Origin of the sequence: Pseudoalteromonas sp. P1-9, assembly GCF_001399975.1 — a bacterium.
Lineage (GTDB): Bacteria > Pseudomonadota > Gammaproteobacteria > Enterobacterales > Alteromonadaceae > Pseudoalteromonas.
This window is the reverse complement of the sequence record NZ_LKBD01000010.1, coordinates 60,944-80,664: the sequence shown is the minus strand read 5'-3', so window position 1 is coordinate 80,664 and position 19,721 is coordinate 60,944. Positions and strand designations below refer to the sequence as shown.

The 19,721-nt window shown below is 39.9% G+C and carries 19 protein-coding genes; 11 read left to right on the top strand and 8 right to left on the bottom strand.

From position 1 onward, the window contains the following. Position 1: 1 nt before the first annotated feature. The 5 genes from glyQ to dnaA all read right to left on the bottom strand — a co-directional run bounded on the left by glyQ (position 2) and on the right by dnaA (position 7,106). On the bottom strand, positions 2 to 925 hold the full coding sequence (gene glyQ, locus AN214_RS08880) for a glycine--tRNA ligase subunit alpha (protein ID WP_054979402.1): 924 nt from the start codon (positions 923 to 925) through the stop codon (positions 2 to 4). A 138-nt stretch (positions 926 to 1,063) separates the two neighbouring features. Then, a complete protein-coding gene (gene gyrB / locus AN214_RS08875; RefSeq protein WP_054979401.1) occupies positions 1,064 to 3,481 on the bottom strand; it encodes a DNA topoisomerase (ATP-hydrolyzing) subunit B in 2,418 nt (805 codons plus the stop codon). A 12-nt stretch (positions 3,482 to 3,493) separates the two neighbouring features. Further along, the gene (gene recF, locus AN214_RS08870; protein ID WP_054979400.1) at positions 3,494 to 4,588 is read right to left on the bottom strand and encodes a DNA replication/repair protein RecF; all 1,095 of its coding nucleotides are present in this window, start codon (positions 4,586 to 4,588) and stop codon (positions 3,494 to 3,496) included. A 22-nt stretch (positions 4,589 to 4,610) separates the two neighbouring features. Further along, on the bottom strand, positions 4,611 to 5,714 hold the full coding sequence (dnaN, locus tag AN214_RS08865; RefSeq protein WP_054979399.1) for a DNA polymerase III subunit beta: 1,104 nt from the start codon (positions 5,712 to 5,714) through the stop codon (positions 4,611 to 4,613). 12 nt (positions 5,715 to 5,726) lie between these two features. Then, on the bottom strand, positions 5,727 to 7,106 hold the full coding sequence (dnaA, locus tag AN214_RS08860; protein ID WP_040642370.1) for a chromosomal replication initiator protein DnaA: 1,380 nt from the start codon (positions 7,104 to 7,106) through the stop codon (positions 5,727 to 5,729). A gap of 546 nt (positions 7,107 to 7,652) precedes the next feature. Between dnaA and rpmH the strand changes: the two genes are divergently transcribed. The 7 genes from rpmH (at position 7,653) to AN214_RS22465 (ending at position 12,105) form a co-directional block, all read left to right on the top strand. Continuing rightward, positions 7,653 to 7,787, top strand: coding sequence for a 50S ribosomal protein L34 (gene rpmH / locus AN214_RS22220; protein ID WP_010376846.1), 135 nt, complete (start codon positions 7,653 to 7,655; stop codon positions 7,785 to 7,787). Between the two features lie 4 nt (positions 7,788 to 7,791). Then, positions 7,792 to 8,220 carry a ribonuclease P protein component gene (gene rnpA, locus AN214_RS08855; RefSeq protein ID WP_010561311.1) on the top strand — a complete coding sequence of 143 codons (429 nt, stop codon included), beginning with the start codon at positions 7,792 to 7,794 and terminating at the stop codon, positions 8,218 to 8,220. Positions 8,221 to 8,299: 79 nt separating this feature from the next. Next, entirely contained in the window at positions 8,300 to 8,566 is a 267-nt protein-coding gene (yidD, locus tag AN214_RS08850) for a membrane protein insertion efficiency factor YidD (protein WP_010561312.1), read from the top strand. Positions 8,567 to 8,574: 8 nt separating this feature from the next. Next, positions 8,575 to 10,203 (top strand): membrane protein insertase YidC, encoded by a 1,629-nt coding sequence (gene yidC, locus AN214_RS08845; RefSeq protein WP_054979398.1) that lies wholly within the window; start codon positions 8,575 to 8,577, stop codon positions 10,201 to 10,203. Positions 10,204 to 10,296: 93 nt separating this feature from the next. After that, entirely contained in the window at positions 10,297 to 11,661 is a 1,365-nt protein-coding gene (gene mnmE, locus AN214_RS08840) for a tRNA uridine-5-carboxymethylaminomethyl(34) synthesis GTPase MnmE (protein WP_054979397.1), read from the top strand. Between the two features lie 84 nt (positions 11,662 to 11,745). Beyond that, positions 11,746 to 11,934, top strand: coding sequence for a hypothetical protein (locus tag AN214_RS08835; RefSeq protein WP_054979396.1), 189 nt, complete (start codon positions 11,746 to 11,748; stop codon positions 11,932 to 11,934). 6 nt (positions 11,935 to 11,940) lie between these two features. Beyond that, positions 11,941 to 12,105 (top strand): hypothetical protein, encoded by a 165-nt coding sequence (locus tag AN214_RS22465; protein WP_152960744.1) that lies wholly within the window; start codon positions 11,941 to 11,943, stop codon positions 12,103 to 12,105. A 379-nt stretch (positions 12,106 to 12,484) separates the two neighbouring features. Here the strand turns inward: AN214_RS22465 and AN214_RS08830 are convergent, their stop codons facing one another. The 3 genes from AN214_RS08830 to AN214_RS08820 all read right to left on the bottom strand — a co-directional run bounded on the left by AN214_RS08830 (position 12,485) and on the right by AN214_RS08820 (position 15,052). Next, entirely contained in the window at positions 12,485 to 13,180 is a 696-nt protein-coding gene (locus AN214_RS08830) for a hypothetical protein (RefSeq protein ID WP_054979395.1), read from the bottom strand. Positions 13,181 to 13,294: 114 nt separating this feature from the next. Continuing rightward, complete coding sequence (locus AN214_RS08825; RefSeq protein WP_054979394.1) at positions 13,295 to 14,080, bottom strand: hypothetical protein; 786 nt, start codon at positions 14,078 to 14,080, stop codon at positions 13,295 to 13,297. Positions 14,081 to 14,797: 717 nt separating this feature from the next. Further along, positions 14,798 to 15,052 (bottom strand): hypothetical protein, encoded by a 255-nt coding sequence (locus AN214_RS08820; RefSeq protein WP_082428538.1) that lies wholly within the window; start codon positions 15,050 to 15,052, stop codon positions 14,798 to 14,800. 449 nt (positions 15,053 to 15,501) lie between these two features. On the opposite strand from AN214_RS08820, the gene AN214_RS08815 reads away from it, so the two are divergent. The 4 genes from AN214_RS08815 (at position 15,502) to AN214_RS08800 (ending at position 19,707) form a co-directional block, all read left to right on the top strand. Next, positions 15,502 to 15,936, top strand: coding sequence for a flavodoxin domain-containing protein (locus tag AN214_RS08815; protein WP_054979393.1), 435 nt, complete (start codon positions 15,502 to 15,504; stop codon positions 15,934 to 15,936). 428 nt (positions 15,937 to 16,364) lie between these two features. Then, complete coding sequence (mnmG, locus tag AN214_RS08810; RefSeq protein ID WP_054979392.1) at positions 16,365 to 18,254, top strand: tRNA uridine-5-carboxymethylaminomethyl(34) synthesis enzyme MnmG; 1,890 nt, start codon at positions 16,365 to 16,367, stop codon at positions 18,252 to 18,254. A 30-nt stretch (positions 18,255 to 18,284) separates the two neighbouring features. Further along, positions 18,285 to 18,905, top strand: a complete 621-nt coding sequence (rsmG, locus tag AN214_RS08805; RefSeq protein WP_054979391.1) for a 16S rRNA (guanine(527)-N(7))-methyltransferase RsmG — start codon at positions 18,285 to 18,287, stop codon at positions 18,903 to 18,905. Positions 18,906 to 18,921: 16 nt separating this feature from the next. Continuing rightward, positions 18,922 to 19,707, top strand: coding sequence for a ParA family protein (locus AN214_RS08800; protein ID WP_054979390.1), 786 nt, complete (start codon positions 18,922 to 18,924; stop codon positions 19,705 to 19,707). The last annotated feature ends 14 nt before the right edge of the window (positions 19,708 to 19,721 follow it).

The window sequence follows — 19,721 nt, the reverse complement described above, 5'->3', positions numbered from 1 at the left end:
ATTACTTCTCCTCACCACTTTTTTTACACATTGGGAAACCTAACGCTTCACGCGATGCGTAATACGCTTCAGCAGTTGCTTTAGTAAGGTTGCGAATACGAAGAATATAGCGTTGACGTTCTGTCACTGAAATTGCTTTACGTGCATCTAATAAGTTAAATGCATGCGCCGCTTTCAAAATGCGCTCGTATGCCGGTAGTGGTAACGGTGTTTCTAGCGCTAATAATTCTTGTGATTCTTTTTCACATTGATCAAAGAAGCTAAATAAGAAATCAACGTCAGCATGTTCAAAATTATAAGTCGATTGTTCAACTTCATTTTGATGGAAAATATCACCGTAAGTAACCTTGCTACCGTCTGGCGCATGGTTCCAAACCAGGTCATATACTGAATCTACTTCTTGAATGTACATCGCTAAACGCTCAATGCCGTAAGTGATTTCACCTGTTACAGGCTTACACTCAAGGCCACCTACTTGCTGGAAATAAGTAAACTGAGTTACTTCCATACCGTTTAACCACACTTCCCAACCTAGACCCCACGCACCTAATGTTGGGTTTTCCCAGTTGTCTTCTACGAAGCGAACATCGTGAACTAATGGGTCAATACCCAATACTTCTAAAGAGCCAAGATAAAGCTCCTGAATGTTATCTGGCGACGGTTTTAACGCAACTTGGAACTGGTAGTAATGTTGTAGACGGTTCGGGTTTTCACCATAGCGACCATCCGTAGGACGACGTGACGGTTGAACGTATGCAGTAGACATTGGCTCTGGGCCAAGTGCACGCAAACATGTCATTGGGTGCGATGTACCCGCACCTACTTCCATATCGAGTGGCTGAACGATAGTACAGCCGTTTTGTGCCCAGTAATCCTGTAATGCTAGGATCATTCCCTGGAAGGTTTTGATATCGTATTTTTGCATTGGCTTTAGCTGATATTTTAATCTGAAAAATTACGCCACAGTATACCGCGGCAGCAAACAGGTTTTAAGCGATTTGTTGATTTACGGCCAATAAAAAAGGGCCATTTAGGCCCTTTTATGAAAAATATTCACTATATTCTAAACATCTAAGTTCACAACTTTAAGCGCGTTTTGTTCGATAAACTCACGACGCGGCTCAACTTGGTCACCCATTAACGTCGAGAATAATTGGTCAGCTGCAATTGCATCTTCAATAGTTACTTTCAACATACGGCGTACTTCAGGGTCCATCGTAGTTTCCCAAAGCTGATCTGGGTTCATCTCACCAAGACCTTTGTATCGTTGAATGTATAAACCACGTTTAGATTCAGCAATTAACCAATCAAGCGCTTCAACAAAGCTTGAAACCTGTAAGGTCTTTTCGCCACGTTGAATATAGCCACCCTCTTCAATTAGGTTGCCAATTTGCTCACCCGTTTTCGCAATTGCTAAATAATCACGAGACGTTAGGAATTCGTAATTCAATACATGTTCACGGTCTACACCGTGCTGACGAATTACAATATTTGGATAGAATAAGTTACGCTCTTCATCTTTCTTCACTTGTGCCGTGAATAAAGTTGCGTCGGTATCTTTTTCCGTTAAGTAAGCAACTAGATTATCCGTCCACTCACGCACGTGCGCTTCGTTCGCTAAATCTGCTTCATTAATTTTAGCTGAGTAAACCAATGAGTTAAGCACACTCAATGGATACTTACGTGTTAGGCGTGTGATAATTGATTCGGTCGCTTGATAATCTTTAACTAACGATTCTAACGCCGTATCTTTAATTGCAGGCGCATCTTCATTAACGTACAACGATGAGTTATCTAACGCTAATGTTGTTAGGTATTCAATTAACGCTGGATCATCTTTGATGTAACGCTCTTGCTTGCCTTTTTTCACTTTATAAAGTGGTGGCTGAGCAATATATACGTAACCACGCTCAACAATTTCAGGCATTTGACGATAGAAGAAGGTCAATAGTAACGTACGAATGTGCGAACCATCGACGTCGGCATCGGTCATGATAATAATGCTGTGATAACGCAGCTTTTCAGGGTTATATTCATCGCGGCCAATACCACAACCTAATGCTGTGATTAGCGTTGCAACTTCCTGAGAAGATAGCATCTTATCAAAACGCGCTTTTTCAACGTTCAGAATTTTACCTTTCAGCGGTAGAATCGCCTGATTCTTACGGTTACGACCTTGCTTAGCCGAGCCGCCCGCTGAGTCACCCTCCACTATATATAGTTCAGAAAGTGCTGGGTCTTTTTCTTGGCAGTCTGCTAATTTACCTGGTAAACCTGCTAGGTCCATTGCACCTTTGCGGCGTGTCATTTCACGCGCTTTACGTGCTGCTTCACGTGCACGTGCTGCATCAATAATCTTAGTAACTACAATTTTCGCATCTTGTGGGTTTTCTAATAAGTATTCACTTAATTTTTCACCCATAGCTTGTTCTACAGCCGATTTAACTTCACTTGATACAAGCTTGTCTTTCGTCTGAGATGAGAATTTTGGATCGGGTACTTTAACAGAAATAACCGCAGTTAAACCTTCACGGGCATCGTCACCTGATGCACTGCTTTTCTCTTTCTTATTAAAGCCTTCTTTTTCCATATACGTATTTAATGTACGCGTTAAGGCGCTTCTAAAGCCCGCTAAGTGCGTACCACCATCACGTTGTGGAATATTATTTGTGAAGCAGTAAATGCCTTCTTGGAAACCATCGTTCCACTGCATTGCTACTTCTACACTAATACCATCTTCTTCACGTGTTGAAGTGAAGTGGAAAACATTTTGGTTAACCGGTGTTTTATTGGTATTTAGGAATTCAACAAACGCTTGAATACCACCTTCATATTTAAAGTGGTCTTTCTTTTCATCACGCTCATCAGCAAGAATGATACTTACACCTGAGTTTAGGAATGAAAGTTCACGTAAACGTTTTGCAAGAATATCGTAATGGAAATTTACATCACTGAATGTTTCTGAGCTTGGCCAAAAACGGATTTCAGTACCATTTGTTTCAGATTCACCCACTACTGCTAATGGCGCAGCAGGTTCACCCATATTATAAATTTGCTCGTGAATTTTACCTTCACGGCGAATGGTTAGTTTTAGCTTTTCAGAAAGTGCATTTACTACTGAAACACCTACACCGTGTAAACCACCCGATACTTTATATGAGTTATCATCGAATTTACCACCAGCGTGAAGTACCGTCATAATAACTTCAGCTGCAGATACACCTTCTTCTTCGTGAATTTCTGTCGGAATACCACGACCATTATCGCGTACCGATACAGAACCATCAGAGTGGATAGTTACATAAACATCATCACAGAAGCCCGCTAATGCTTCATCAATTGAGTTATCAACGACTTCAAACACCATATGATGAAGACCCGTTCCATCATCCGTGTCACCTATGTACATCCCAGGACGCTTTCTTACTGCATCCAGTCCTTTTAGTACTTTAATACTCGACGAATCGTAATTTTCAGACATGGTTTCTTCCAATTAACTTGTTATTAGTTTGCCATGTTTCACGTGGAACACTTTCATATTTTTATTTAGAGGTTCCACCACAGCTGAAATACTGTCGTAATCAATAGCGCTTATAAACAGCTGTGAATTTGAATGAGCGAGTAACTCACTTACAGCTTGTTTTGTTTCACTGCTTAATTCAGACGGTAAATCATCAATTAAAAAAAGTGATTGTTTATCTGTTTCACTTTCAATCAGGCTATTTTGACAAATTTTTAGCGCATACATTAAAAGCTTCAACTGCCCTCGCGACAAAAAATTATCAACTGCGATACCGTCAATTAAAAAGTTGATATCGGCTTTATGAGGGCCTTTACTGGTGTAACCCAGTTTTGTGTCTCTTTCGAAGTTTTTACTCAGTTGATCAGCTAAATCATCTTCAGCCTTCCAACCTGGAGAAAAATCAAAAGTAAGACTTTTAAATAATTCAATCTGACTAGCTATCTTATCAAAAAACAGGTTAGATAACCTAGTTATATATGTGGTTCTAAGTGTATTTATCTTTGTCGCGATTGTTACAAATTCTTTATCCCAGAACTGAATTTGTTGCTCAAATCCATGCGGTTTTTGCTTTAACAGCGCATTGCGTTGTTTCAATAATTTATTAAAACGATACCAATGATAATAAAACTCTTGTTCCACGTGGAACAATCCTAAATCTAAAAAGCGGCGGCGTTCTTTTGGTCCACCAAAAAACAGTTCAAAACTCTCGGGTGTGATGACTTGCACAGGAAGCACTTCTGCAAGCTGTGCCATGCGTTCACAGCGCTTTCCATGCACTTTTGCCAGCGTATCACCGGAGCGTTCTTTTTGCAGTCCTACAGGGATTTGTAGGCTGTTAAATTGCTTTTTGCCATGTAGTACCATGGCATTTTTTTGATGTTGAATTACAGCTTTAAATTTAGAAGTGCGGAAGGATTTACCGTGAGACAGAAAATAAATGGCTTCAAGTAAACTACTTTTGCCACTGCCATTCTCTCCAATAATCACATTAACTTCTGGAGAGGGTTCAAAGCTTAGCGCTTCAATATTACGAAAATTTGAAACATTAAAGGTAACTAAGCTCATTTAATTATACTTACTCCAATCACTATAAACGCATCGGCATTACAACGTACATGGCACCTTCGTCGCCCTGTCCTTCAATTAATGCACTGCTGTTTGAATCAAGTAAGGTAAATAAAACGTCGTCAGTTTTAATGGTATTTAAAACTTCTAATAAGTAAGACACATTAAAACCAATTTCTAAATCAGGGCCTTGGTACATTACTTCTACGGTTTCTTCCGCCTGTTCTTGCTCTGGGTTATTGGCAGAAATCGTTAACTCGCCTGAAGTAAGGTTCAACCTTACACCGCGGAATTTTTCGTTTGAAAGAATCGATACTCGGGCAAATGCGCTGCGTAACCACTCGCGATTAGCCACAATTTGTTTGTCACCACCACGCGGTAATACGCGACGATAATCAGGGAAACGACCATCGACTAATTTAGATGTAAAGATAAATGCTTGGTCGATAATACGAACATGATTAGCGCCTAACTGAATTTCAACAACTTCATCGTCAGCAATCAATAAGCGCATAATTTCTTGTACGCCTTTACGTGGAATAATTACCTGACGCTGAGTATTAAGTGATGCTTCTAATGGTTTTTGCGCTAATGCTAGACGGTGGCCATCGGTTGCAACCGTTTTAACTACATCGTTTTCGATTTCCAGTGACATACCATTCAGATAATATCTAACATCTTGATTTGCCATAGAAAAACTTGTACTTTCAAGTAATTTTCTAAGTTCTAAACGCGTTAGGTTAAGGATTACTTCGCTGTCCCAGTTTTCTAAATTAGGGAAGTCTTCCGCCGCTAATGTCGCCAGTGAAAAACGACTTTTGCCAGACGTAAGTAAAACTTGCGCATCTTGAATAGTTAGCGTGATATCAGAACCATCAGGCAAGCTCTTACAAATATCCAATAGCTTTTTAGCCGGTAATGTAAGCTTACAGTCTGCTACTGGCTCAGCTAATACCACACTTGCTACAAGTTCTATTTCAAGATCGGTACCTGTGAAATAAAGTACACTTTCTTTTACCTCTAACAACACATTAGATAGAATCGGTAACGTATGTTTGCGCTCAATTGCTCCTGAAACCTGCATTAAAGGTTGTAAAAATTGCTCGCGCGAAATAGTAATTTTCATGCTGTACTCGTCCTAAGATGACAAAGTTCTAATCAAGTTTTGATAATCTTCTTTTACTTCGTGAGACTCTTCACGAAGTGACTTCACTTTTCTACATGCATGTAGCACGGTTGTATGATCTCGTCCGCCAAACGCATCGCCGATTTCAGGCAAACTGTGATTGGTTAATTCTTTTGATAATGCCATTGCGACTTGGCGTGGTCTTGCAACTGAGCGACTGCGACGTTTTGATAATAAGTCAGAAACGCGAATACGGTAGTACTCTGCTACTGTTCTTTGAATATTATCAATTGTTACCAGTTTATCTTGTAACGCGAGTAAATCACGCAGCGCTTCTTTTACAAAGTCGATAGTAATTGGCCTACCGGTAAAGTTAGCATTGGCAATTACGCGGTTTAACGCCCCTTCTAGTTCACGTACGTTAGAACGTAAACGCTTGGCAATAAAGAATGCTACTTCTTCAGGTAATTTAATTTGGCTTTGCTGCGCCTTCTTCATCAAGATGGCAACGCGCGTTTCAAGCTCTGGTGGCTCAATCGCAATGGTTAAACCCCAGCCAAATCGCGATTTAAGGCGATCCTCTACCCCTTCAATTTCTTTTGGATAGCGGTCTGAGGTTAAAATAATTTGTTGGTTACCTTCTAATAATGCATTAAAGGTATGAAAGAACTCTTCTTGTGAACGTTCTTTATTAGCAAAAAACTGAATATCATCGATAAGTAATGCATCAACGCTACGGTAGTAGCGTTTAAATTCTTCAATCGCATTATTTTGCAGCGCTTTTACCATATCTTGTACAAAACGTTCAGAATGCATATAAACAATTTTTGCATTCTCTTTTTTGTCTAAGATGCCATTACCCACAGCATGTAATAAGTGGGTTTTACCTAAACCTGTGCCGCCATATATAAAAACAGGGTTAAAGGCCGAACCAGGGTTATCAGCAACCTGCGTTGCCGCAGCTTTTGCTAGTTGGTTCGATTTACCTTCAACAAAGCTATCAAAGGTATAGTTTTCTTTGATATTTGATTTAGGCATGTTTTTAGGTGCAGGCTCAACAGGCGCTTTGTTTTCTTTTTTAACGGGCGCTTCAACTGCTGCTTTCTCTTGCGCTGGTGTTTGTGGTGCAGCGGGCTTGCTAATATTAACCGTACTGCCAACTTCAAAACGCAACTCCGGCGCTTCGTCACCACAAATCTCAATTAATAACTCGTTAATACGATTTAGGTACTTTTCACGCACCCAATCAAGTACAAACCGGTTAGGCGCATAAATAGTGAGGGTATCTTCAGTGCTTTCTGCCTGTAGCGGACGCACCCACATACTAAATTGTTGTGATGGCAGTTCATCTTGTAAAACGTAAAGACAGCTTTGCCAAACCGACAAATACACGGCAACCCCCAATAATATTCCCGCTCACCAAAATAGAGCAGAAATTAAGCATCAAATCCAAGTTAAGACTGCCATTATGAAGCTAGTTTATCCACAACATCAACATTGATTTTTATATTTTTTATGATCTGACACAGGTAAATATATAACTTCTTATTTTTAAATGTTTTTTAGTTAAAAAATAATGTGGATAAATTATTAATAAAAAGCTTGATCAAAATGATTAAAGTAGATCTATAAAAGTTTTCCAAAGAAAAGTCGCAATTTTTACACTATCATTGTGGAAAACTTTATTTTAAAATTGATCCTCGCTGGATCAACAGAGAAATACAGTACGATCTCGCCTTATATAAAGGTAAATGTAACTACCTTGTTAAGATTAGAACGGCTTTTATTCAATGCCTATAATTAACGCGACTATTGTGTGTTTTTTATTGACTTTGTGTGTGCTTCTCTATAACATCTCGCGCTCGCAATGGCACCTGTGCCAGGATCGCGACCTGCATAGGATGTTTTAATTTTTAACCGATCGGATGGAATATAGTTATGAAAAGAACTTTTCAACCTAGCGTTCTTAAGCGTAAACGTACTCACGGTTTCCGTGCACGTATGGCGACTAAAAATGGTCGTAAAGTTTTAGCACGTCGTCGTGCTAAGGGCCGTAAGGTTCTTTCTGCTTAATATAGTGGAAGACTTTCGCTTTGGTAGGGAGTTACGTCTGTTAACTCCCTCACACTACTCCCGCATCTTCAATGAGCCTGCACGCGCAGCAAATCAACACTTTACTCTTTTAGCAAAACGAAATGATCTAGACCATCCACGTCTTGGTTTAACTATAGCTAAAAAACGCGTTAAAAAAGCGGTACAACGTAATCGCATTAAACGTCTTGCCCGTGAAAATTTTCGCTTAAACCGCCATCAACTCGACAATATTGATATTGTTTTAATGGTTAAAACTGGCGTTGATGAATTATCTAACGAAGAGTTACATAAGCAATTAACTAAGCTTTGGCGCAAAATTAATGAGCGTTGCCAACCAGGCTATAAGCCAAAACCACGCCCTAATCACTGGCAAAAAAACAAAAACGCAAAAAAACCGAATAACAAAGCCTAATAAACCTGTTGTTGCATAGCAAAACTAGGCAAATTTAGGTAAAGTTAGCTCACCTTTTAATCAGGCACTTTTTCATTAAATGCACTTTTTATTTGCTCTGCCGAGTAATCTGATGATCTTAATTATTAAGGTGTATCAAAAACTACTCAGTCCACTACTTGGCCAAAACTGTCGTTTTACCCCGACATGCTCAAGTTATGCGATAGATGCAATAAAAATACATGGATTTGTAAAAGGGAGTTGGTTCGCAGCTAAACGCATTATAAAATGTCACCCTTTGCATCCAGGTGGGGATGATCCCGTGCCTGATAAACAAAATTCACTTAAACAACACCGCGAGAAATAAGAGCTGTTATGGAATCACAACGCACGTTTTTATTTATCGGTTTTCTTTTGGTAAGTTTTCTTTTATTCCAACAATGGAATATGGATAACAACCCGCAAGTAAATACCGAGACAAGTGCTACAACGCAAACATCTACAAACCAGTCTGCCAACAATGACTTTGTTCCACAGTCATCAACTGGCGACTTACCTGTAGCGAACGTCGCAAACTCACGTCAAATTATTGATGTAACAACCGATGTATTTTCTGTAAAACTTGATACCTTTGGTGGCGATATCATCGAAACCAAGCTATTAAACTTCAAAGAAAAAATCGATAGCGAAAACCCATTTATGTTGCTTGGCGTGTTAGACGGCAATCAATATTTCTCACAAAGTGGCTTAATTGGTTTACACGGACCAGATGCATCATCTGACGGTCGTCCAACATACCAAGCAGCACAAACAAGTTACCAGTTAAAAGGTGATGAGCTACGTGTTCCACTTACATTTGTTAAAGACGGTGTTAGCTATACCAAAACATATATTTTCACAGCGGGTCGTTACGATGTTGCCGTTGAATATCAAATTGCTAACAACACTGCTGAAACAAAGCAAGTGCAGTTATTTACGCAAATTAAGCGTTCGATCACCGAAAAAGGTGGCATGATTGACCAAACATATTTAGGTACAGCTTACGGTACAGCAGAAGAGCCTTACGAAAAGTACAGCTTTGATGACATTAAAGAGCGCGACCTAAATATTAACACTACAGCGGGTTATATCAGCTTTATCCAGCACTACTTTGTAAGTGCATGGGTGCCAAACCAAGAGCAACAAAACAACATCTACACTAAGGCTCGTAGCGATAATTCAGTTATTATCGGTTTAAAAGGTCCACTAGAAAACGTTGCAGCAAATAGCACACATACAATTAGCTCTACTTATTATATGGGTCCTAAAGATTCTGCTACGCTTGAAGCGTTACAAACAGACTTAGACCTAACCGTAGACTACGGCTGGCTATGGTTTATTTCACAGCCTCTACACTCATTACTAATGTGGTTATATGGCTTAATTGGTAGCCTAGGTTTAGCAATCATCGCGATTACTGTTATCGTGAAAATGGTGCTTTACCCACTTACTAAAGCGCAGTACACCTCTATGGCTAAAATGCGTAACCTTCAGCCAAAAATTATGGCGCTGAAAGATCGTTACGGCGATGACCGTCAGAAGATGGGTCAAGCAATGATGGAAATGTACCGCAAAGAGAAAGTTAACCCTATGGGTGGCTGTTTCCCACTATTGCTACAAATGCCAATCTTCCTAGGTTTATTCTATGTATTCATGGAATCGGTAGAAATTCGTCACACTGAATTCTTATACCTAAATGACTTAGCCGCGATGGACCCATACTTCATCTTACCAATTCTATTTGGTGCAAGTATGTTCCTAATGCAAAAGCTACAGCCAATGACGGTTACTGATCCAATGCAGCAGAAAATGATGACTTGGATGCCTGTAATGTTCTCAGTATTCTTTATCTGGTTCCCATCAGGTCTTGTAATGTACTGGTTAGTATCTAACTTAATTTCAATTGCTCAGATGCTATACATCTACAAAGGCATGGAAAAGAAAGGTATTTCGGTTAAATCATAAACCGAACTAAATAAATGAAAGGCGGCACAGTGTGTCGCCTTTTTTATGCACGCCAGTTACAATATAAGTAACTAAAGCTATCAACTCATCTCTATGTTTAATCAAGATACCATCGTTGCACAAGCAACGGCGCCCGGCAAAGGCGGCGTTGGCATTATTCGAGTTTCAGGCAAACTGTCACAACAGGTTGCTGAAAAAATATTAGGCAAATGCCCAAAGCCACGTTATGCCGACTACCTATCGTTTAATACCTTACAGGGTGAACAACTCGACCAAGGTATAGCACTGTACTTTAAAGGCCCTAACTCTTTTACTGGTGAAGACGTACTTGAGCTTCAAGGCCATGGTGGCCCAGTAATTATTGATATGCTGCTGCGCGAAATCACGCAAATTGACGGTGTGCGTTTAGCTAAGCCAGGTGAATTCAGTGAGCGCGCATTCTTAAACGACAAAATGGATTTAACCCAAGCTGAGGCGATTGCAGATTTAATTAATGCCAATTCAGAGCAGGCAGCCAAAAGCGCTCTACACTCGCTGCAGGGGCAATTTTCAAAACATATCGACACGCTGGTGGAACAAGTTATTCACCTGCGCATGTATGTTGAAGCTGCCATTGATTTCCCTGATGAAGAAATCGACTTTTTATCAGATGGTAAAGTCGCCAACGACCTTAACGCGATAATCGAACAACTCGACAACGTAACCGCACAAGCCAAACAAGGCGCGATTATGCGTGAAGGTATGCGCGTAGTAATTGCTGGTCGCCCTAATGCAGGTAAATCGAGTTTACTTAATGCCCTTGCTGGTCGTGAAGCTGCCATTGTTACAGATATTGCTGGTACCACACGTGACGTTTTACGCGAACACATCGATATTGACGGTATGCCGCTGCATATTATCGACACCGCAGGTCTGCGTGAAAGTCCAGATGTAGTTGAGCAAATTGGTATTGAGCGCGCTTGGCAAGAAATTAATCAAGCCGATCGCGTATTGTTTATGGTTGATAGCACCGAAACAAACGAAACCGATCCTGCAAAAATTTGGCCTGAATTTGCTGAGAAATTACCACAAGGTATGGGTATCAGTGTTATTCGCAACAAAGCTGATTTATCGGGCGAAAGTATTCAAATTGATGATTCTCTAGAATCACCAGTACTGAGCGTTAGCGCTAACAGTGGTGAAGGTGTGGAACTTGTTAAGTCTCATTTAAAACAAATCATGGGTTTCCAAGGCGCTACCGAAGGCAGCTTTATGGCACGCCGCCGTCACCTTGATGCTTTGGAAAGTGCAGCGTACCACCTATCAACAGGCAAAGATCAGTTAGAAATGCACATTGCAGGTGAAATATTGGCAGAAGAGCTGCGTTTAACCCAACAATATCTCAACGAGATCACCGGTGAATTCTCCTCTGATGATTTGCTTGGCAAAATCTTCAGCTCGTTCTGTATCGGTAAATGATAAATTAGGTTTTAGTATTTAGAATTAAGGTTTTAGATGCTGAGATTTTCTCAGCATCTATTCTTCCAAAAGTAATAAAAAACCATGCTTGATATTCAATTAAACAGCTTTGTTCGCCGTATTGATAAAGCTAACGAATTAAAAGCACAAATCAAATCATCTGGCGCCAAGCTAAGTCGCAAAGGTCGCTCACGAAACTGGCGGTTACAAGGCACTTGGCCGCAATTTCAAATCATCATCCAACAAGCACAATCATTCGAAGAACCCAGCTAGCAATGGGTGATTGATCAGTTACACAACTATAAGCCTAAACTGGATATTACAGATTTAGTGATGCTCATCAGAAACAATCCCACTATCACACAGCAACAACTGATCAGCCAAACCAATAGCACGCTGGTGGAAGCAAGAAAAGCTTTTGATGTAGTAGAATGGGGAGAGTGAACTTAAGCGTTCAAACCTTAGCGATTGCGCAAACCTGAAAGTATATTTGTCGCGCTGGCGACACCAGCCAAAGGGGAGCTAACGCCGGTCCCCCTTTGGAATCCCTCGGCGCCCCAACATCAAACTGATCTTCAAACGTTATTTAAATATGAACATAAACGCCATAAAGCGGCATCCATGCCTAAGCATGGCTTACTCGACCCGCTAAGCTCCCTGTCTCGCATTATTCATTTAAATCCCATTTTCAGGTTTGATATAAGGGGAAAAGCTTCTAAACACCTTATTTCAATGACGGTAAAGTGCCAATAACTGTCATTCGTAACGCCTTGCTCTGCGGGAGGAGCCAAGCGACGATCCGTAGCAGCAACTTGTTACGAGTTTACTCTGCTTGTGCCAAGACAATTGATATGTGATCACTCTCGTAATCCTCAAAATTTACTAACCAAGCTGTTTTAGGACTAGCAGCATCTAAAGCCTCTAGGCCATTAGACGAGTCACTATACTCCAAGCCGACAGCAGCATGATGCCATAAAAGGTCTTTAAAATACTGGCTGTAGCCTTTAATCGTTTCAGTTGCCTGATTATAGCGATTTCGCTGCTTGTTAATGTGAGACTCGTACTCTTCACCAAATGGTTTTGGTATGTGCATGAAAGAACCGCACTTCTTAAATATTTTGATTAGCTTTGTGTGGGTTGCATTAACATCGGCCCTTTCAAAATGGTGCTCATTACCATTTGTCTGACGTTCGCCTAGCGGAATAGGCATGAAGTGAGGACTAATATCTTTTAGCTTGCTTAAAATTACTCTTGAATTCCAATCATCTTCATAGCTTCCAGAATCATCATCACTTGTCATTCCCTCAAGCTTCCTGAAATCTCTGTAACGTTCTTGATCACATAGTATCGAAGAGAAGCATATTTGCTCTACGATTTTTCTAATTTGCAAGAAGCAAAACTCAGTATCCAATGACGAAAGGTACTTATCAGAGCCTTCCAATTTAGAATCGACAGCTCGGATTCTAACTTTAATTTCAAGCATCATTGATTGATAAATTTGATGTGGCTCGACAGCCATGCTCGACTTCCCTTTACTCGTAACGCTTGCCATAAACGGCACAAAATAGCTGGCTAAAATTAGCGACGTAGGAGCACAAGCCAGCTGTTTTGTGTCCACGGTTTTATGGCCTTGTTAGCTCTTGATACGTGACAAGCCTTCTTTCTGCTTAGCGAAATTCAGTAATATTAAATCAAATAATTCAGGAACTTTTGTAATTTCTTGAAGGCAGAATTTATAGCATTTTTTATTAAACCCAATAAAATCTTGGTGATACTCTTTACTAGTTGGACGAGCACTAATAAAAAACTCAAAAAGAAAACCCGTAAAGCAAAAACATATAGCTTGACCAATTTGGTTATTATTAAGACTATAATCAGTTCTTACGAATGGACTTACTATAAAATCTCTTAGATCTTTTTCACTAAAACCATTTTCAGTACTATCTATCAAGCGAAAGCCTCTTACTAAAAATGTGCCTTTTGAGAGCTCAGTTTTCGTATTAAGCCCACTTCTGATACTTTGCTGTATTTTTGGAGGAAGATTAACACTACTAAAACTTGGGTGTGATGACTCACTCATTCTCCAAAGTATTGATGCTAAAAAGTCTCTGAACTTTCTAGTGTTGAAGTCTGATAGGGTAATGCCTGATTCATCATGGCTTTTTAAAGCCTTTTTCCCCGAAAGTACAAGCATACCGTAACTTTCGTAATGTTGATTAAGCTTTCGTTCACACCCTTCGCATAACTGCGTTGTAGCCCAGCTATCCTGTGAATGCTTAATTTCTTCATTCTCAACTGAGGACAACTCTATAGCTTTGCCATTGTTGGATCTAAAAATTTTCTTAAAAAATGAATCTGGAATTGCGTGCGATTTGCATAAATTGCTATGTTTAAGGCATAGCTTACATTTCTCAAGCATAACGTCCTTTGTTTAATTAAAAGAGCTAACAGTTTATTAAGAGGCAAGTTGCCTCTTTTTCTACCGCAACATCGCCTGTTTTCATTCTAAAGCATTTTATAACACTAATAATTAGTTGTTACTAGTCAGATAGTTATTTGGAAATTAACATTTTATAGGTTGCAGAAAGCAGGCAAGTTGCCTGTTTATAAAATTAAGGGGGAAATAATCATTAAGAAATGGAATGTATTATTTTTTTACTGATAACAGTGGCAAACTTTATATGCCAGTTAATTAATTTATTCAATGACCGTTTTTCGCTCGATGCTGTCATTTACCCGCTTTAATCAAGCCCGAACAGCAGATTTGAATTGATAATGTGAGACTGGAAGCGGAGCGAGTCGAGCAAGCCATGCTGAGATAGGGACATCGATTCATGGTGTTTATCTTTAAATTCAAATCTGAGGTGAGGATCAGTTTGATAGTGCGGTCGCCTTTCTTTTGGTTACTTTATCTTTGGCGAAGCACTAATTTGTCTGGAACAAATTAGAATGCCGCAGGCAGTCTTTAGATGAAAAGAGGGACCTTGTAATAAAGAAAAGCAACATGGAGCCCATGGATGGGCTTTATGAACTACAGGGAGGTAAATTAGAAGATAATTACCAGTAGTTAAGGCGTTTACAATGTTTTAAAACCTACCCCTCTACACACCAAACTTTGCAATAAAGAACCTACTTCCTATAAATTCTTTACTTGAAAACTGCCCTGTCCGAGCTTTTTTAGCAGCATTGCAAGGCGATCTAAACGCCATGATCGTAGCTCATCTACCCTCGCTTGGCGGATTGTATAGCCCTTTCCGGTTTGCGTATTAATCGCAAATAAGTGATACTTATTTGCCTCCAGGTTCGATTCTTGCGCTATAAAATCTGTCATAGAGCCTGTTTCTACAAGTCTTACAAACTCACCTTCTTTGATCCGATAAAAATCAATCACTACATATTACCAATATAGATATTACATATTGCCATTTTGTCACAATGCGATCGAAAAAACAGATCGAACTTCGAATGGCCATGCTAAAAGATCGACAGTTTTTAGAATATTTGGATCTTAAAACCAATTAGTTAGATCTAATAAAAAAGCCGATCTAGATCTGCATTGAATAGATCTATCCACAACGAGCTTAAACTTGATGTTTTAATCAATGCTAAATGAATTTATATAGTCTTTGCTAAGGAGTAATAAAGAGGTTAGCAACGAGTTTTACACAGATTGATCGCAAATTTATTAAAACATTCTAAAGAATAAAAAACACGTAATAACAACAACCTAAACAAAATTCGTTGATTAAACAAACAAACTATTTCTATCCACTGTGAATAAGATCTTTTAACTAAGCTATTTATACCTTAAGATCGAGAAAAATACCTGATCAACTCATCATGAAAAATCTAAGCATTATTGTTGGTAGCCAAATGGGTTCGGCGGAATATGTCGCAGAACAGATCCAAGAGGCGTTAGTAGAACATGACATTCATGCGACTGTGCACGAGCATCCTGTACTTTCGGAGATCAAAGATAATGCTTGGTTAATATGCACTTCAACCCATGGTGCAGGTGAGTTACCAGATAACATTCAAAGCTTTGCGTCTGATTTAGCTGAAGTAGCACAACTTACACATCTAACATATGCGGTAATCGGTTTAGGCGATTCTAGCTACGATCAATTTAATCAGGCAGCGAAAGAGCTAGATCAACACCTAGCTAGTAAAGGCGCTGTAAAGCTTGTTGATCGCTTAGAAGTTGACGCCCAATCGGAAGAATTACCTGAAGATATTGCACTGGCTTGGCTTCCACAGTTGTTAGCCAAGTTATAATCACAGCACTAGGCTATTGATCATATGAAAAGGTTATTCACAATTTTTAATGTATTTAGATCGAAATGTGGATAACCCTTGATCTAACCTTGTATTTATAGATGATTATGCATTGGATAGAATTTTCACTTGATCGAGATGTTGATAACTAGGCAAGTTGATCAGTGCTTTTAAAGTACTTGATCCGATCATATCAACATCAATTGATCTGACTTAACTTACTGAAAGTAAAGTTGTAGTTAGAGTTATCAACAGAAACAGGGCTACTATATAATAAAAATAACAAGATCTTTCTAAAGATCATTTATTTTATATTAGATCAGCTCTTTAGATCGTGTTCATTATTTAATCGTTTCACTTCTTAGAATTTCTAGGTAGAATATGCATCCTTTCAAAATCTAACTCGGATATTACGCAGGATCCTTTACATGCTATTTCATGAACAATTTGACGTTATTGTTGTTGGTGGTGGACATGCTGGTACAGAAGCAGCACTCGCTTCTTCACGCATGGGAATGAAAACATTACTGTTGACTCATAATATTGATACCTTAGGTCAAATGTCATGTAATCCTGCGATCGGTGGGATCGGTAAAGGCCATTTGGTTAAAGAAATCGATGCACTTGGTGGCGCTATGGCACAAGCGATCGATAAAGGTGGCATTCAATTTAGAACGCTTAATTCTTCTAAAGGCCCAGCGGTACGTGCTACACGAGCACAAGCTGATAGAAAGCTTTACAAAGAAGCAATTCAGCAAACCTTGCAAAACCAAGAAAACCTCACCATTTTCCAACAATCGTGCGATGATCTTATTGTTGATGGCGATACCGTAAAAGGTGTTGTGACACAAATGGGGCTTAAATTTGAAGCGCCAAGCGTGGTATTAACTGTTGGCACTTTCTTAGGTGGTACAATTCACATTGGTATGGAAAACTTTAGCGGTGGTCGTGCTGGTGATCCACCTTCTATTGCCCTTGCTAAACGCTTACGTGAATTACCATTCCGTGTTGATCGTTTAAAAACAGGTACGCCGCCACGTATTGATGCACGTACTGTTGATTTTTCGGTAATGCAGCCTCAACCAGGTGATACGCCAACACCTGTATTCTCATTTATGGGCAAACAATCGGATCACCCAACGCAGATCCCGTGCTATATCACTTACACTAATGAAAAAACGCATGACGTTATTCGCAATAACCTTGATCGTTCACCAATGTATGCTGGTGTAATTGAAGGCATTGGCCCACGTTATTGTCCATCGATTGAAGATAAGATCATGCGTTTTGCAGACAAAGACAAGCACCAGATCTTTGTTGAGCCGGAAGGCCTTACTACACACGAATTATATCCAAATGGTATTTCGACAAGTTTACCGTTTGATGTGCAAATGCAGATCGTAAGATCGATTAAAGGCTTTGAAAATGCCCATATTTGCCGTCCTGGTTATGCAATTGAATATGATTTCTTCGATCCTCGTGATTTAAAGCAATCTTTAGAAACTAAGTTTATCAATGGCTTATTCTTTGCGGGCCAAATTAACGGTACTACCGGTTATGAAGAAGCCGGCGCGCAGGGCTTAATTGCAGGTATGAATGCTGCGTTACAAGTACAAGGTAAAGATGCTTGGACACCACGCCGTGATGAAGCATACACAGGTGTATTGATTGATGACTTAGCAACGCTTGGTACAAAAGAACCGTACCGCATGTTTACAAGCCGTGCTGAATACCGTTTATTATTGCGCGAAGACAATGCCGATCTACGCTTAACAGCAAAGGGCCGTGAACTTGGTTTAGTTGATGATGCACGCTGGCAGGCATTCAATGAAAAGATCGAAGTGATGGAGCTTGAGTCTCAGCGCTTAAAAGATACGTGGATCCATAAAGATCACCCGGCACTTGAAAATGTTAATGCCTTACTGAAGATGCCATTAACGCGCGAAGCAAGTCTTGCTGATCTGGTCAAGCGCCCTGAAGTGAGTTACAACGATCTGGTTGCGATTGACGGCTTAGCACCTGAAACTAATAATGCACAAGCGCATGAGCAAGTTGAGATTCAAATTAAGTACGCAGGTTATATTGCACGTCAGCAAGACGAAATCGATAAGCAATTACGCCATGAGAATACCTTATTGCCAGCTGACTTTGATTACAGCAAGGTATCGGGTTTATCAAATGAGGTTGTTGCCAAGTTAACTGATGTACGTCCAACTACTATCGGCCAAGCATCACGAATTTCAGGTATAACACCTGCTGCAATTTCGCTATTATTAGTGTACTTAAAAAAACAAGGTTTATTACGCAAATCAGCTTAGTGCTGATTTGCTGCTTTCTGGGTTCATTACGTGATTCGCAATAAATTAGATGCCTTATTGGCACAAACATCCATTTCATTATCTGAAACGCAAAAACAGCAACTGGTTAGTTATGTTGAAATGCTTGATAAGTGGAATAAAGCTTACAACTTAACATCTGTTCGTGATCCACAAGAAATGGTGGTTAAACACATTCTTGATTCACTGGTTGTTGCACCGCATTTAGACGGCAATCACTATATTGATGTTGGTACGGGCCCTGGCTTACCAGGTGTGGTATTAGCAATTGCTCATCCTGATAAACAATTTGTGTTATTAGATAGCCTTGGCAAACGCATTCGTTTTTTAAATCAAGTTAAGCTAAATTTAAAGCTTAAAAATATTACTCCGGTGCAATCTCGCGTTGAAGAATATCAACCAGAACAACCATTTGATGGCGTTTTAAGTCGTGCCTTTGCATCTTTGCAAGATATGGTAGACTGGTGTCAGCACTTAGTGGATCACTCTGGTCGTTTTATTGCGCTAAAAGGGCAATTTCCTGAACAAGAAATTGACCAATTACCGGCCTCGATTGAATACCAAGATAAAGTAGTATTAACAGTGCCTGAGCTGGATGCCGAAAGGCATTTAATAATTCTAAAAAAGAACTAATTTGTTAGGGGACACCGTGGCTAGAATCATTGCAATTGCAAACCAAAAAGGTGGGGTTGGCAAAACCACCACTGCGGTAAATTTAGCAGCGTCAATGGCTGCTACTAAGCGTAAAGTGCTGTTAATCGACCTCGATCCACAAGGTAATGCGACTATGGGTAGCGGCGTCGACAAATACGATGAAATTGCCACTACTTACGATCTGCTTGTTGAAGAAAAACCTTTCGATGACGTTGTTATTAAAGAAACTTCTGGTGAATATCACTTAATTGCAGCAAATGGCGACGTAACTGCTGCTGAAGTGAAGCTTATGGAAATGTACGCGCGAGAAATTCGCTTGCGCAACGCGCTTGAAAAAATAGCCGACCAGTACGAGTTTATCTTTATTGACTGCCCTCCTTCGCTAAATATGTTAACGGTAAATGCAATGGCCGCAGCAGACTCGGTACTTGTGCCGATGCAATGCGAGTATTTTGCATTAGAAGGTTTAACTGCGCTGATGGATACCATCACGCAGCTTGCTAAATTAGTAAATCCAAAATTAGAAATTGAAGGCATCTTGCGAACCATGTACGATCCGCGTAATCGTCTAGCAAATGACGTGTCTGACCAATTAAAACAACATTTTGGTGAAAAAGTATACCGCACGGTAATCCCTCGCAATGTACGCTTAGCTGAAGCGCCAAGTTTTGGTGCGCCTGCAATGTACTATGATCGCGCATCAAGTGGTGCTAAAGCATATCTTGCATTAGCTGGAGAAATGCTGCGTCGTAAAGAGAAAAAAAGTCAGGCCGTTGCTTAATTTCTGAGGAATAT